16 protein-coding genes are annotated in these 13,827 nt (G+C 74.7%); 15 read left to right on the top strand and 1 reads right to left on the bottom strand.

The window, feature by feature from the left end:
• The first annotated feature begins 11 nt into the window (after positions 1-11).
• From K6T13_RS07115 to K6T13_RS07135, 5 genes are read left to right on the top strand one after another with little or no spacing between them, the layout of a single operon-like run.
• The gene (locus K6T13_RS07115; protein ID WP_222897801.1) at positions 12-1,139 is read left to right on the top strand and encodes a DinB family protein; all 1,128 of its coding nucleotides are present in this window, start codon (positions 12-14) and stop codon (positions 1,137-1,139) included.
• On the top strand, positions 1,136-1,330 hold the full coding sequence (locus tag K6T13_RS07120) for a DUF3046 domain-containing protein (RefSeq protein ID WP_222897802.1): 195 nt from the start codon (positions 1,136-1,138) through the stop codon (positions 1,328-1,330). Before K6T13_RS07115 ends, K6T13_RS07120 begins: the two co-directional genes overlap by 4 nt.
• Positions 1,327-2,589, top strand: a complete 1,263-nt coding sequence (locus tag K6T13_RS07125) for an MFS transporter (protein WP_222897803.1) — start codon at positions 1,327-1,329, stop codon at positions 2,587-2,589. The genes K6T13_RS07120 and K6T13_RS07125 overlap by 4 nt, the downstream gene beginning before the upstream one ends.
• The gene (locus K6T13_RS07130) at positions 2,586-3,374 is read left to right on the top strand and encodes an S-methyl-5'-thioadenosine phosphorylase (protein ID WP_222897804.1); all 789 of its coding nucleotides are present in this window, start codon (positions 2,586-2,588) and stop codon (positions 3,372-3,374) included. The genes K6T13_RS07125 and K6T13_RS07130 overlap by 4 nt, the downstream gene beginning before the upstream one ends.
• Positions 3,371-4,414: an NAD-dependent epimerase/dehydratase family protein gene (locus K6T13_RS07135; protein ID WP_222897805.1), complete on the top strand. Its 1,044-nt coding sequence runs from the start codon at positions 3,371-3,373 to the stop codon at positions 4,412-4,414. Before K6T13_RS07130 ends, K6T13_RS07135 begins: the two co-directional genes overlap by 4 nt.
• Before the next feature lies 1 nt (position 4,415).
• On the opposite strand, the gene K6T13_RS07140 is transcribed toward K6T13_RS07135, so the two are convergent.
• Complete coding sequence (locus K6T13_RS07140; protein WP_222897806.1) at positions 4,416-5,732, bottom strand: hypothetical protein; 1,317 nt, start codon at positions 5,730-5,732, stop codon at positions 4,416-4,418.
• Positions 5,733-5,835: 103 nt separating this feature from the next.
• Between K6T13_RS07140 and K6T13_RS07145 the strand changes: the two genes are divergently transcribed.
• The 10 genes from K6T13_RS07145 (at position 5,836) to K6T13_RS07190 (ending at position 13,805) form a co-directional block, all read left to right on the top strand.
• Positions 5,836-6,495: a glycosyltransferase family 2 protein gene (locus K6T13_RS07145; RefSeq protein ID WP_222898367.1), complete on the top strand. Its 660-nt coding sequence runs from the start codon at positions 5,836-5,838 to the stop codon at positions 6,493-6,495.
• The gene (locus tag K6T13_RS07150; RefSeq protein WP_222897807.1) at positions 6,492-7,154 is read left to right on the top strand and encodes a TIGR04282 family arsenosugar biosynthesis glycosyltransferase; all 663 of its coding nucleotides are present in this window, start codon (positions 6,492-6,494) and stop codon (positions 7,152-7,154) included. The genes K6T13_RS07145 and K6T13_RS07150 overlap by 4 nt, the downstream gene beginning before the upstream one ends.
• On the top strand, positions 7,151-7,801 hold the full coding sequence (locus K6T13_RS07155) for a class I SAM-dependent DNA methyltransferase (RefSeq protein WP_222897808.1): 651 nt from the start codon (positions 7,151-7,153) through the stop codon (positions 7,799-7,801). Before K6T13_RS07150 ends, K6T13_RS07155 begins: the two co-directional genes overlap by 4 nt.
• Entirely contained in the window at positions 7,798-8,949 is a 1,152-nt protein-coding gene (locus tag K6T13_RS07160) for a molybdopterin-dependent oxidoreductase (RefSeq protein WP_222897809.1), read from the top strand. The genes K6T13_RS07155 and K6T13_RS07160 overlap by 4 nt, the downstream gene beginning before the upstream one ends.
• Positions 8,946-9,368 carry a hypothetical protein gene (locus K6T13_RS07165; protein ID WP_222897810.1) on the top strand — a complete coding sequence of 141 codons (423 nt, stop codon included), beginning with the start codon at positions 8,946-8,948 and terminating at the stop codon, positions 9,366-9,368. The genes K6T13_RS07160 and K6T13_RS07165 overlap by 4 nt, the downstream gene beginning before the upstream one ends.
• Positions 9,346-10,029, top strand: a complete 684-nt coding sequence (locus K6T13_RS07170; RefSeq protein WP_222897811.1) for a response regulator transcription factor — start codon at positions 9,346-9,348, stop codon at positions 10,027-10,029. Before K6T13_RS07165 ends, K6T13_RS07170 begins: the two co-directional genes overlap by 23 nt.
• Positions 10,026-11,156, top strand: coding sequence for a sensor histidine kinase (locus K6T13_RS07175; protein ID WP_222897812.1), 1,131 nt, complete (start codon positions 10,026-10,028; stop codon positions 11,154-11,156). The genes K6T13_RS07170 and K6T13_RS07175 overlap by 4 nt, the downstream gene beginning before the upstream one ends.
• Before the next feature lie 181 nt (positions 11,157-11,337).
• The gene (gene recA / locus K6T13_RS07180; RefSeq protein WP_222897813.1) at positions 11,338-12,390 is read left to right on the top strand and encodes a recombinase RecA; all 1,053 of its coding nucleotides are present in this window, start codon (positions 11,338-11,340) and stop codon (positions 12,388-12,390) included.
• A gap of 109 nt (positions 12,391-12,499) precedes the next feature.
• On the top strand, positions 12,500-13,084 hold the full coding sequence (locus K6T13_RS07185; RefSeq protein WP_249423982.1) for a regulatory protein RecX: 585 nt from the start codon (positions 12,500-12,502) through the stop codon (positions 13,082-13,084).
• 10 nt (positions 13,085-13,094) lie between these two features.
• Positions 13,095-13,805: a GNAT family N-acetyltransferase gene (locus K6T13_RS07190; RefSeq protein ID WP_222897815.1), complete on the top strand. Its 711-nt coding sequence runs from the start codon at positions 13,095-13,097 to the stop codon at positions 13,803-13,805.
• The last annotated feature ends 22 nt before the right edge of the window (positions 13,806-13,827 follow it).

Raw genomic sequence — 13,827 nt, forward strand, 5'->3', positions numbered from 1 at the left:
GGATGGCAGCCATGACCATCGAGCCGGACACCAAGGACTGGACCTGGGTGCTCGAGCGCCCGTGCCCGGAGTGCGGCTTCGACGCACCCGACCTCGACCGGGCCCGGATCCCGCAGGCGATCCGCGACAACGCGACGCTCTGGGAGGTCGTGCTCGGGACCGACGACGCGGCGGTTCGCCCCGCGGCCAACGTGTGGTCGCCCCTCGAGTACGCCTGCCACGTGCGGGACGTCAACGAGCTCTTCGCCGAGCGGGTGCGGCTGATGGTGGAGCAGGACGACCCGCAGTTCCCGAGCTGGGACCAGGACGTCACGGCCGAGGAGGACGACTACGGCAGCCAGGACCCCGCCGTGGTGGGGCCGCAGGTCACCGAGGCTGCCGAGGCGGTCGCCGCGACCTACGAGCGGCTGGACCCCGACGCCTGGCAACGACCCGGCACCCGCAGCAACGGCGACCGGTTCACCGTCGACACGCTCGCCCGCTACCACCTCCACGACCTGGTGCACCACGCCCACGACGTCTCCCACATCACCAAGCGCGTGACCGTGGCCTCCTACGACGAGTCCGCCCCAGCGTATGTCGAGCAGCAGGAGCCGGTCCCGGCGTCGGTGCGTGACGTGATGGGTGGCTTCGTGGCCCTCCTGTCGTCGGGCGCACGGGTGCTGGAGGTGGGCAGCGGCTCGGGGCGCGACGCGCTCGAGCTGGAGGCTCGTGGGGTGGAGGTCCGTCGCACCGACATCACCCCGGCGTTCGTGCGGATGCTCCGCGAGGCCGGCCACGAGGCCGACGTGCTCGACCCGCTCACCGACGACCTGGCGGCACCGGACGGCGAGCCCTACGACGGCGTGTGGGCGGCCGCGAGCCTGCTGCACGTGCGTCGGGAGGACCTGCCGGACGTCATGGACAACCTCGCCTCGGTCACCCGTTCCGGCGGGCCGCTGCACCTCGCGGTCAAGGAGGGCGACGGCGCGCGCTTCTCCACCCACGGCCGCGTGGCCGGTCCCCGTCACTTCACCTTCTGGCGCGAGCCAGGGCTGCGCGCCCTGCTCGACGAGGCCGGGTGGGACGTGCGGGACGTACGCCGCAGCACCGGTCAGCGGGACGAGACCTGGCTCGACGTGCTGGCAGTGAGGCGATGAGGCACACCGAGTTCTGGGACCGGATGGAGCACGCGCTGGGTGAGGCCTACGCGCGCAGCTGGGCGACCCAGCACGTGATGGGCTCGCTCGGCGGGCGGACCGTGATGGAGGCCCTCGACGCCGGCTACGCGCCCAAGGAGGTGTGGCGCGCGGTCTGGGAGGTGCTGGGGCTGCCGCCCTCCGAGCGATGAGCACGCCGGACGTGCTCGCCGTCCACCGTCGCACCTTGGCGACGCTGGTCACCTCCCAGGCCGTCGGCGCCGTCGGCATCACCATCGGCGTGGCCACCGCCTCGCTGCTCGCCCGCGACGTCAGCGGCTCGGAGAGCCAGGCGGGGCTCGCGCAGACCGCCCAGGTGCTGGGTGCGGCCGTGGCGGCGTACGCCCTGGCGCGCGGCATGGCCCGCCGCGGTCGCCGGGTCGGTCTGGCCACCGGTCTGCTCGTGGGGGCGGCCGGCGCCGCGCTGTGCGTGGTGGCGGGCGTGGTCGGGTCCATGCCGCTGCTGCTGCTCGGGGCGCTGATGCTGGGGTCGACGTCGGCCGCCAACGCCGCGGCGCGGTACGCCGCCACCGACCTCGCGCCGGCCAGCGGCCGCGCCCGTGCGCTGTCGCTCGTGGTCTGGGCGACCACGCTGGGCGCCGTCGTCGGTCCCAACCTGGCGGGGCCCGCGGGGGCGCTCGCGGCCCGGCTCGGCATCCCCGAGCTGACCGGTCCCTTCGCACTGGCGGCCGTCGGGATGGCGCTGTCGGCGCTCGTCCTCCTCGTGCTGCTGCGGCCCGACCCGCTGCTGCTGGCACGCGAGCTCTCCGGCAGCGGGGGAGTGGTTCCCGAGGGGACCTCAGGTGGGCGCGCGCTGGCGGCGCTGCGGGCCGACCCGGTCCTGGCGGCCGCCGTCGTCGGCCTGGCCAGTGCCCACGCCGTGATGATCTCGGTGATGATCATGACCCCGCTCCACATGGAGCACGGCGGCGCCGAGCTGCGGGTCATCGGCTTCGTGATCTCCGGCCACGTGCTGGGCATGTTCGCCTTCGCGCCCGTGATGGGGTGGCTGACCGACCGCTGGGGGCGCTCGGCGGTGATCCTGCTCGGTGCCGGGCTGCAGCTCTCGTCGCTGCTGCTGGCCGGGGCGTCGCCGGAGGGCTCGTCGTGGCAGATCACCGTCGGCCTGTTCCTCCTGGGCCTCGGGTGGTCGGCGGCGACCGTGGCGGGGTCGGCGGTGGTCGCGGACCGGGCGCCGCTGAGCGCGCGGACCGACGTCCAGGGCGTCGCCGACATGACGATGTGGCTGGTCGCCGCCGGTGGCGGTGCGTTGTCGGGCGTGATCGTCGGCGGCTTCGGCTACCCCGTGCTCAACGGCTTCGCCGCGGTGCTCTGCGGCGGGGTGGTGCTGGCCGGGGTCGTGACCGGGGGAGAGCGCCGCGACCGCGAGGCTGACAGGGTGGGTGCATGAGCCAGGCAGACATCGCCGTGATCGGAGGGTCGGGCTTCTACGCGTTCCTGTCCGACGCCGAGGAGCACGTGGTCGAGACGCCGTACGGCGACCCCTCGGCGCCCGTGGCCATCGGGTCGGTGGCGGGTCGGCGGGTGGCCTTCCTGCCCCGGCACGGCCGCCACCACGAGTTCCCGCCGCACCGGATCAACTACCGCGCCAACGCGTGGGCGCTGCGCTCCCTGGGGGTGCGGCAGGTGCTCGCGCCGTGCGCGGTCGGGTCGCTCACCCCCGACCTCGGCCCGGGGGACGTCGTCGTGCCCGACCAGCTGGTCGACCGCACGCTCAGCCGCACCCAGAGCTTCGTCGAGACCGGTGCCTGCCACGTCCCCTTCGCCGACCCCTACTGCGCGTCGACGTCACGGGCCGTGGCCGGCGTGGCCGACGACATCCGGACGGGCGGCACCATGGTGGTGGTCGAGGGCCCGCGGTTCTCCACCCGCGCCGAGTCCCAGCACTACGCCGCCCAGGGCTGGTCGCTGATCAACATGACCGGGCACCCCGAGGCGGTGCTCGCCCGTGAGATGCGGCAGTGCTACGTCGCCATCGCGCTCGTCACCGACCTCGACGCCGGGCTCGAGGTCGGCAGCGGCGTCGGGCAGGCGGAGGTGTTCCGGCGGTTCTCGGAGAACCTCGACCGGCTGCGGGGGCTGTTGTCCGACGCGATCGCGGGACTGCCCGATCCCACGGGCTGCACCTGTGAGACCTGGGCGGACGACCTCGAGCTGACCTACGACGTCCCGTGAGGGTGCTGCTGACCGGCTCGGCCGGTTTCATCGGCTCCGCCGTCGCCGCGGCACTCGAGGCGCGCGGCGACGAGGTCGTCCGCGCCGACCTGATGCTGCCGCAGGCCCACGGCAGCGCCGAGCCGCCCTCCGGGACCCACCGGCTCGACGTCGCCGACCCCGCCGGCTGGGATCGGCTGCTGCGGGGCGTCGACGCGGTGTGCCACCAGGCCGCCCTCGTCGGAGCGGGGGTCCGGGTCGCCGACCTCCCCGGCTACGCGCGCCACAACGACCTGGGCACCGCCACCCTGCTGGCCGCCATGCACGACGCCGGCGTCGACCGCCTGGTGCTGGCCTCCTCGATGGTGGTCTACGGCGAGGGGCGCTACGCCTGCGCCGACCACGGGGACCAGGTGCCCTCGCCGCGAGAGCCGGCGACCCTGGATGCGGGCGACTTCGACAACCACTGCCCGGTGTGCGGAGCGGTCCTCGACTGGCGGCTCGTGGAGGAGTCTGCTCGGCTCGAGCCGCGCAGCGCCTACGCCGCCAGCAAGGTCGCCCAGGAGCACTACGTGGCGGCATGGGCCCGGCAGGCGGGTGCTGCGGGGGTTGCGCTGCGCTACCACAACGTCTACGGCCCCGGGATGCCGCGCGACACGCCGTACTCCGGCGTCGCGGCGATGTTCCGCTCCTCCCTGGAGCGGGGCGAACCGCCGCAGGTCTTCGAGGACGGGAGGCAGGCGCGGGACTTCGTGCACGTCAGCGACGTCGCGGCCGCCAACCTCGCGGCGCTCGACGCCGTCCTCGACGCGCCCGTGGGTGGCCTGACCGCCTACAACGTCTGCTCCGGGACCCCGGTCTCGATCCTCGAGGTCGCCGAGCTGGTGGCGCGGGGGAGCGGTGTGGACGTGGCCCCCGAGGTGACCGGTGGCTACCGCCCCGGCGACGTGCGGCACGTCGTGGCCTCGCCGGAGCTGGCCCGGGCCGAGCTCGGTTTCACCGCCGCGGTCCCGCCGGAGGTGGGGCTCCCGGAGTTCGCCACCGCACCCCTGCGCGCGTGAGCTACCAGGTCGTGTAGAGCAGGTGCTCGAGCACGACCGCCGTGGCCAGCTGGAGCGCGAGCATCGGTCGGCGCCACCGCTCGGGCAGCAGTGCGGTGCTGACGAGCAGCCACGGCACGAAGGGCAGCCAGATCCGCTCCACCTCGGCGCGGCTCATCTGTGAGACGTCGGCGAGCAGCACCGCCGTCGCCGCGGCGCCGACCAGCCACAGCACGACCCGGTCGGCGCTGCGCCGCAGCTGGGCCAGGCCGGCGCCCAGCACCGGGCCGGCGGTGATCACCAGCGCGGCGAGGTTGCCCCACATCCAGTACGCCGCCGGCCGCTGGCTCGCCAGGCCGCGCCAGTAGCGCTCCCGGAGCTCCAGCAGGCCCTCCCACCAGGCGAAGCCGGCCGCCGCGAAGCCCAGGACCACGGCGGTCGCGGCGGCCGCGGCCACCGGCAGCGGCCGCCAGGACCGGGCGATCGCGAGCACCGCCAGCGCCAGCGGACCGAGCAGCACCAGCCCGTAGGACATCATCACCGTGGCACCCAGCAGCAGGCCGGCGACGACCGACCAGGCCAGGGCCGGCCCGCGGTCGCGGCGGGTGGCGGCGACGGCGAGCGCCGCCAGCCCCCAGGCGCCCACCGCGGCGAACACCGCGTCGCCGGACACCGCCATGAAGAGGGCGGCGGGACCCAGCACCAGGAACGGCGCCGCCCGACGGGCCGCGACCTCGGCGTCCAGGGCACGCATCGCCACCATCACCGCCAGCGCGGTGGTCGCGGCCACCGCCGCGATCGCCACGCCGCCGCCGTAGCCGCCCAGCCCCAGGCGCACCAGCCCGACGACGAAGAGCAGCGCGAGCGGAGGGTGGCCGGCCACGTGGACGGTCCAGTTGTCGGGGTGGTCGGCGTCGATCCGCGGCACGAACTCGCCGAGCAGCACGCCGACGTCGGTCACCTCCCGCGCGGTCTCCAGGTAGTCGTAGGGGTGCTCCAGCACGTGGGATACCCCGCGCATGCCGTTGACGTGGGCCAGCGCCAGCAGCCACACCAGCCCGGCGGCGTAGGAGACCAGCAGCAGGTGCGACCACCGGAGCCGGGCGGCCAGCCCGCCGGCGTACCGCAAGGCGAGCAGCGCGAGCAGCACGGCCGGCACGGTGCCGGGGCCGAAGAGGTCGGGGCTCCACGTGCCGTGGAGCGGTGGCACGGAGATGCCACCCGCCCGCGCCGAGCGGGCCCGGACCTCCCAGTCGAGCAGGCGCGGGACCAGCACGGCAGCGGCGACGAGGACCAGGCCCGCGACCAGGCCGGCCCGCGCCCGGGAGCTCGACGTCACGGCAGCGAGGCTAGGGCACCGACGGTGGGCCGGGCCGAAGCGTCACAGCTCCGTAAGGCGCCGGGCTCCCCACGGCTTGGCGGCGGCGCCTAGCGTGGCGAGGGTGGAGGCCGACTGCGACCTGATCCTGCCGTGTCGGGACGAGGCGGCGGCCCTGGCCGGCCTGCTGACCCGGGTGCCGGACGACTTCCACGTGGTGGTCGTCGACAACGGCTCCCGCGACGGGACTGCGGAGGTGGCCCGCGACCTGGGCGCGGAGGTGGTGACCGAGGCGACGCCGGGCTACGGGGCGGCAGTCCACGCCGGCCTGCTGGCGGCCTCCCGGCCCTACGTCGCGGTGATGGACGGCGACGGCTCCTTCGACCCCGAGGACCTGCTCCCGCTGCTGACCGAGGTCCGGGACGGGCGCGCCGACCTCGCGGTCGGTCGGCGGCGACCGGTCGCCCGCGGGGTCTGGCCCTGGCACGCCCGGCTCGGGACCTGGCTGGTGGTGACCTGGCTGCGCCGGCGCATCGGGTTCCCCGCCCACGACATCGCCCCGATCCGCGTCTGCCGGCGCGACCGGCTCCTGGCGCTGGGGGTCGAGGACCGGAGGTTCGGCTACCCCGTGGAGCTGATGCAGCGCGCGACGCGGGCCGGCTGGCGGGTGTCCGAGCGGGACGTCGACTACTCCCCGCGGGCTGCGGGCACGCGGTCGAAGGTGTCGGGGTCGGTCCGGGGGACCGTCCGGGCGGGGCGCGACTTCTGGCGGGTGCTCTCGTGAGCGCCGTCCAGTGCCTCGTCGTGGCCAAGGCCCCGGTCCCGGGCGAGGCCAAGACCCGCCTGGCCGCCGACATCGGGCCCGCCGCGGCGGCCGAGCTCGCCGCTGCAGCGCTCCTCGACACGCTCGACGCCTGCCGTGCCGTGTTCCCGGTCGAGGACTGTCACCTGGCCCTCGCGGGTGACCTCGCTGCGGCGCCGTGCGGCCCCGAGGTCCGCAGCCGTGCCGCCGACTGGAACGTCTTCGCCCAGCGCGGTGGTGACTTCGCCGCGCGGCTGGCCGACGCCCATCGCCGGGTGGGCGGGCCGGTCGTGCAGATCGGCATGGACACGCCCCAGGTCACGGGCGAGCAGCTCGCGAACGCCGCCGGCCTGCTCCGTGACCACGACGCGGTGCTCGGGCCCGCCGAGGACGGCGGCTGGTGGCTGCTGGGCCTCCGCGACGCCGCACACGCGGCGGTCCTGCGGGAGGTGCCGATGTCGACGCCCGAGACCGGCGACCTGACCCTCGCGGCGTTGCGGCGGTGTGGCCTGGACGTCGCGGCCACGGCGACGCTGCGCGACGTCGACGAGCTGCCCGACGCGACGGTCGTGGCCGGCTCCGCGCGCGGGGGGCGGTTCGCGGCGACCTGGGCACAGCTGGTGAGGGAGGCGGCCACGTGAGCGAGGTGATGCGGGACGACCGGCCCTTCGCCACGGTCTACACGGCGGCACTCCGGGGTACCGGCTGCCACGTCGAGTGGCTCGACGACGACCTCACCCCGCTGCCGGTGACCGAGTGGCGGCGTACGGCCGACGGGTCGGACCGCGTGCTGCTCGACCACTGCCTCGGGGACACCCTCGACCTCGGCTGCGGGCCGGGACGGATGGGGGAGTACCTCGTCCGGCGCGGACACCGCGTGCTCGGCGTGGACATCGTCGCGGAGGCCGCCCACCAGGCGACGAGCCGCGGGTTGGAGACCTGGGTGGGTGACGTCTTCGACCCGCTGCCACGGGAGGGCAGCTGGCAGACCGCGCTGCTCGCCGACGGCAACATCGGCATCGGTGGTGACCCGACCGCCCTGCTCCGGCGGGTGCGGGAGCTGGTGGCGCCCGGCGGCCGGGTCGTGGTCGACCTGCGGCCGCCCGGCCGGGGCGTCCGGCACCGGTGGGCCAGGATCCGCACCGACCACGCGACGAGCCGGCCGTTCCGGTGGGCGCTGGTCTCGGCCGACGCCGTCGCAGCGCTCGCCGCCACCGCCGGCTTCCCGGGAGCCGCGGTCCGCGTCCACGAGGGGCGCTGGTACGCCGTGCTGGGTGACCGCCGGTGAAGATCCCGGCCGAGACCGACTTCGGCTCCCGGCTGCGGAGCCCGGCCGTCGCGTCCCGCGTCGGTCTCTGGCTCGGGGTCTGCTTCGGGCTGTGCTTCGTGACGGGCCTGGTCAGCCACTACGCGCAGGCCGGGTCGCAACCGGTGCCGTTCCCCACCAGTCCGGCGTGGGGCTACCGGGTCACCCAGGGAGTGCACGTGCTCGCCGGCACGGCGGCCGTCCCGCTGCTGCTGGTCAAGCTCTGGTCGGTCTACCCCCGGTTGTTCCGGCTGCCGGCCCGCCGGCCGAGCCGGGCCCTGCTCCTCGACCTCGCCGAGAAGGGGTCCATCGCGGTGCTCGTCTCCGCCGCCGTGTTCCAGCTGGCCGGCGGCCTGGCCAACTCCACGCAGTGGTACCCGTGGGCCTTCTCCTTCCGCTCCACCCACTACGCGATGGCCTGGGTCGCGGTCGGCGCCCTGCTGGTGCACGTGGCGGTCAAGCTGCCGGTCATCCGCGAGACGCTCGCCGGAGACATCAACGACGCGGAGCGGGACCGGGTGTCCGCGACGGAGCCGGGCGCCCTGTCGCGCCGCGGCCTGGTGCGCACGACCCTCGGCGCGTCGGTCGTCGCCGTCCTCGCCACCGCCGGCGCGACGGTGCCCTTCCTGCGCCGGGTCTCGGTCCTCGGAGTCACCACGGGCGACGGGCCCGGGGGTGTGCCGATCAACCGCACCGCGGCCGAGGCCGGTGTCGACCCCGCCGCCACCGGAGCGGAGTTCCGGCTGACGGTGGTGCACGGCGACCGGGAGGTGCAGCTCTCCCGGGAGGAGCTGCTGGCGATGCCTCAGCACACCGAGGAGCTGCCGATCGCCTGCGTGGAGGGCTGGAGTGCCAGCGGCTCGTGGACCGGCGTCCGGGTGCGTGACCTGCTGGCGCTGGTCGACGCGCCCCCCGACTCCGACATCCGGGTCAGCTCGCTGCAGACCCGGTTCGCCTTCGGCACCTCCCGGCTGTGGGGCAACTTCGTCGAGGACGAGCGGACCCTGCTGGCGCTCGCGCTCGCCGGCGAGCCGCTCTCCCTCGACCACGGCTTCCCGTGCCGGATCATCGCCCCCAACCGCCCCGGGGTCCGGCAGACCAAGTGGGTCGACCGGTTGGAGGTCCTGTGAGGACCCGGGTCGCGGTCGGGGCCGTGGGCGCGCTGGCGGCGGCGTACGGCGCCCTGCTGCTGCTGGACGACCCGCTGCCCGCCCTGGTCTCGCTCGTCGTCTGGCTGGCCGGCGGGGTGCTGCTGCACGACGCCGTCCTCGCCCCGGCGGCCCTGGGGCTGGGCTGGCTGGGGTCGCGGTTCGTGCCCGAGGTCGCCCGCGGACCGGCGGTCGTCGGCGGGGTGGTCCTCGGGTCGGTGACGCTGCTGGCGATACCGGTCCTGGGACGGTTCGGCGCCTCTCCGGGCAACGACACCCTGCTCGACCGGAACTACGTGGCAGGCTGGTTGTTGCTGGCAGGACTCACGGCCCTCGGCGTGGCGGCGGCAACCCTGGTCCGCAGCATGAGGAGGCGGCGTGGCGTGCGTGCTGGTGGTTGACGACGACCCCACGGTCCGCGAGGTGGTGGTGTCCTACCTGCGTGCCGGTGGCCACGACGTCCTCGAGGCGGCCGACGGCGGGGCGGCACTGCGCCACGCCGGCGAGCGGGACCCGGACCTGGTGGTGCTCGACCTGATGCTGCCCGACGTCGACGGCCTCGAGGTCTGTCGCCGGCTGCGGGCCTCGCGCGACGTCCCGGTCATCATGCTCACGGCGCTCGGCGGCGAGGCCGACCGGGTCGTGGGGCTCGAGCGGGGTGCCGACGACTACGTCACCAAGCCGTTCAGCCCGCGCGAGCTCGCGCTCCGCGTCGACTCGGTGCTGCGCCGCTCCGGCGAGCGCACGGAGGCGGTCCCCGAACGCCTCGTCGACGGCGACCTCGTCGTCGACACCGCGCGGCACGAGGTAACCCTGGCGGGCGAGCAGCTCGCGCTGACGGGCCGGGAGTTCGACCTGCTCCGCTTCCTGGTCGCCAACGCGGGCCGGGTCTTCACGCGGGAGCAGCTGCTGGCGGAGGTGTGGGGGTGGTCCTTCGGCGACCAGTCCACCGTCACCGTCCACGTCCGGCGGCTCCGGGAGAAGGTGGAGCCCGACCCGACCCGACCCTCGCGGCTGCTGACCGTGTGGGGCGTGGGCTACCGGTGGGAGGCGGCGGCATGAGCGAGCTCGTGCAGATCGCGCTGGTGGCCGGTGCCTGGGCCGGTGGTGTCGGGCTGGCCGGCCTGGTGCTGGCCTGGGTGCTGCGGCGCGGGTCGCTCCGCTGGCAGACCGCAGCCGTCGCCCTGGTGGCCGTGGCCGCCGTGGTGGCGGGGATGCTCGGCACGGCACGGGCGATGTTCATCTCCGAGCACGACCTCGGCGTGGTGCTCGTGGTGGGGCTCGTCGCCGGGGTGGTCGCGCTGCTGGTCGCCATGGCCGTCGGCGGAGCCTTCGCGCGGTGGTCCTCCCGGCTGCAGGAGCAGGCCCGCCTCGTCGGGCACGAGTCCGGCGTACCACCCGGGGCCGGGGGGCCGGCCGAGCTGCGCGAGCTGGCCGACGAGCTGGCCCGCACCAGCGCCCGGCTCGCCGAGTCGCGCACCCGCGAGCAGCGGCTGGAGGCCGCCCGGCGCGACCTGGTGTCGTGGGTCTCCCACGACCTGCGCACGCCGCTCGCGGGGATGCGGGCGATGACCGAGGCGCTCGAGGACGGGCTCGCCGAGGACCCGGCGCGCTACCACCGGCAGATCCGCACCGAGGTCGACCGCATGGTGCGCATGGTCGACGACCTCTTCGAGGTCTCCCGGCTGCACGCCGGGGTGATGCTCCTCTCGCCCGAGCCGTTGGTGCTCGGTGACGTCGTGAGCGACGCGATCGCCGCCGCCGACCCCGTCGCGCGCGAGCACGGGGTCCGCCTCGGCGGCACCGTCGCCGACGGTCTCCGGGTCACGGCGGATCCCGACGGGATGTCACGGATCGTGGCCAACCTCGTCATGAACGCGATCCGCCACACCCCGGCCGACGGCGTGGTCGAGATCCGGGGCGGGGCGGTCGACGGCGGGGTGGAGCTGACGGTGACCGACGGCTGTGGCGGGCTGCCCGAGGAGGTGCGTGACCGGGTCTTCGACGTGGCGTGGCAGGGCGAGTCGGCCCGCACCCCGGCGGCGCGGCCGGAGGAGTTCGGCGCGGGCGCGGGGCTCGGGCTGGCCATCGTCAAGGGTCTGGTGGAGGCCCACCGCGGCCGGGTGGAGGTCGAGAACCGGCCACCGGGCTGCCGCTTCCGCGTGGTGCTGCCGGCGGCGCCGGGCTGAGCGGCGACACGCCGCGCCGCCCTGCCGGTGGTCGAACGTCTGTTCGGCTAGCGTGCTGTCCACAGGTACGACGCAGGCGGAGCTGTCCACAGGCTTCGGCGTCCTTGATCAGGGGATGTCGGTGGCCCGCCCTAGCGTCGACGGTGTACCTGGCACGCGACGACCACGAAAGGACCGGCACATGGCTGGTGGAGACCGCGAGAAGGCGCTCGACGTAGCGCTCGCAAGCATCGAGAAGCAGTTCGGCAAGGGGTCGGTGATGCGCCTCGGCGACGAGACCCGCGCACCCCTGGAGGTCATCCCCACCGGGTCGATCGCGCTCGACGTGGCGCTGGGCCTCGGCGGCCTGCCCCGCGGCCGGGTGGTCGAGATCTACGGCCCCGAGTCCTCCGGAAAGACCACGGTCGCCCTGCACGCGGTGGCCAACGCCCAGCGCGCCGGCGGCATCGTCGCGTTCATCGACGCCGAGCACGCACTCGACCCGGAGTACGCCAAGAACCTCGGCGTCGACACCGACGCCCTGCTGGTCAGCCAGCCCGACTCCGGGGAGCAGGCGCTCGAGATCGCCGACATGCTGGTCCGGTCCGGGGCGCTCGACCTCATCGTCATCGACTCGGTGGCAGCCCTGGTGCCCCGGGCGGAGATCGAGGGCGAGATGGGCGACAGCCACGTCGGCCTGCAGGCCCGGCTGATGAGCCAGGCGCTGCGGAAGATGACCGGCGCCCTCAACGCGTCCGGCACCACCGCGATCTTCATCAACCAGCTGCGCGAGAAGATCGGCGTGATGTTCGGCTCGCCCGAGACCACGACCGGCGGCCGGGCGCTGAAGTTCTACGCCTCGGTGCGCCTCGACGTCCGCCGGATCGAGACCCTCAAGGACGGCACCGACATGGTCGGCAACCGCACCCGGTGCAAGGTCGTCAAGAACAAGGTCGCCCCGCCGTTCAAGCAGGCGGAGTTCGACATCATGTACGGCAAGGGCATCTCTCGCGAGGGGGGCCTGATCGACGTGGGTGTCGAGGCGGGGCTGGTGCGCAAGGCGGGCGCCTGGTTCACCTACGAGGGCGACCAGCTCGGCCAGGGCAAGGAGAACGCCCGCACCTTCCTGCGCGACAACCCCGACCTCGCCAACGAGCTCGAGAAGCGGATCCTCGAGAAGCTCGGCGTCGGGCCGCAGGTCGACACCCCGTCCGACGACCTGTCCGACGAGCCGATCGGGATCAATGACTTCTGACCGCCCAGCGGGCCCCGAGGTACGAGGGGCCCGCGTGGGGGCGGTCAGGTCGAGCAAGCGCTTGCCCGAGCCTGCGAGGGCGAGAGCGCGTGTCGAGACCACCGAGCCCGTGCAGCAGAACGAGGAGCGCTGGCGCGGTGACGTCCGGCTCGGGGTCGAGGCGTGGGTCGGCAGCCAGCCGCCCCCCGAGGACCCCGAGGCGGCCGGCCCCGACGCCGACCCCGAGTCGGTGGCCCGGAAGATCCTGCTCGACCAGCTGACTGGCCGCGCACGCTCCCGACAGGAGCTGGCCGACAAGCTCGCCCAGCGCAACGTCCCGACCGAGATCGCGACCCGGCTGCTCGACCGCTTCGAGGAGGTCGGTCTGGTCGACGACGCCGCCTTCGCCCGGCAGTGGGTCGAGGGACGCCAGGCCGCCCGGGGCCTCGCGCCCCGGGCGCTGGCCCAGGAGCTGCGGCGCAAGGGAGTCGACGACGGAGTCGCGCGGGAGGCGATCGACCAGATCGACCGTGACGCCCAGGACGAGGCTGCGCGGGCCCTCGTGCGCAAGCGGTTGCGCAGCCTGGCCCGGTTCGACGAAGCGACGCGCACCCGCCGCCTGGTGGGGATGCTCGCCCGCAAGGGGTACGACGCGGGCCTCGCGCACGCCGTGGTCCGCGACGAGCTCGGAGCCGAGACGCCGCCGCTGGACTAGCCTGCGCGTCGTGGACGGCGCCGTGCACCTGACGATCCTCGACCGGGGTCATGAGCTCTCCGGGGTGGTGCGACCCGGTGAGTCCTGGGCGGCCGCGGCCCGGCGTACCTGCGCCAGCCTGCACGTAACCCCCGTGCCGATCGACCTGTCGGGGGAGGTGAAGCGCTTCGTCGTCGACCACGACCGGGTCGTGGCGCTGCGCGCGATGGGACGCGGTGACCTGCCCGACGTGGCGCGGTGGCGTGCCGCTGACCACGTCCGGCCCTGGTTCGACGCCGACGGTGAGCCGACGCTGGAGGCGGTCACCGAGCACTACGGCCCGCGCATCGACGGTGTCGAGCCCACCCGGATGTGGGTGGTCGAGGTCAACGGCCGCTCGGTGGGCTTCTGCCAGGACTACCGGCTGCGGGACCACCCGGACTACGCGGCCCTGAGTCCCGACCCCGACGCTGTCGGCGTCGACTACGTGATCGGGGAGGCTCACCTGGTCGGCCAAGGGATCGGCACGGTGATGCTGTGGACCTGGCTCCACCGGTCCCGCAAGCGCTACCCCGACGTGACCAGCTACTTCTCCGCCCCCGACCACCGCAACGGCGCCAGCCTGCGGGTGCTGGAGAAGGTGGGCTTCGTCCAGGGCACGTGGTTCGACCAGCCGCGCGCCGACGGGTCCACCGTCACCCTCGTCGGCTGCACCCTCGACGTCGCGAGCGTGGTCGGATGACGGCGTCCGCCATGATGGCCCC

The sequence above is a fragment of the Nocardioides coralli genome (genome assembly GCF_019880385.1).
Taxonomy (GTDB): Bacteria; Actinomycetota; Actinomycetes; order Propionibacteriales; family Nocardioidaceae; genus Nocardioides; species Nocardioides coralli.

Excerpts from the sequence above, each read along its gene's own strand:
- K6T13_RS07115 (WP_222897801.1), top strand. The coding sequence starts at position 12 with ATGACCATCGAGCCGGACACCAAGGACTGGACCTGGGTGCTCGAGCGC.
- K6T13_RS07125 (WP_222897803.1), top strand. The coding sequence starts at position 1,327 with ATGAGCACGCCGGACGTGCTCGCCGTCCACCGTCGCACCTTGGCGACG.
- K6T13_RS07120 (WP_222897802.1), top strand. The coding sequence starts at position 1,136 with ATGAGGCACACCGAGTTCTGGGACCGGATGGAGCACGCGCTGGGTGAG.
- recA (WP_222897813.1), top strand. The coding sequence starts at position 11,338 with ATGGCTGGTGGAGACCGCGAGAAGGCGCTCGACGTAGCGCTCGCAAGC.
- K6T13_RS07130 (WP_222897804.1), top strand. The coding sequence starts at position 2,586 with ATGAGCCAGGCAGACATCGCCGTGATCGGAGGGTCGGGCTTCTACGCG.
- K6T13_RS07175 (WP_222897812.1), top strand. The coding sequence starts at position 10,026 with ATGAGCGAGCTCGTGCAGATCGCGCTGGTGGCCGGTGCCTGGGCCGGT.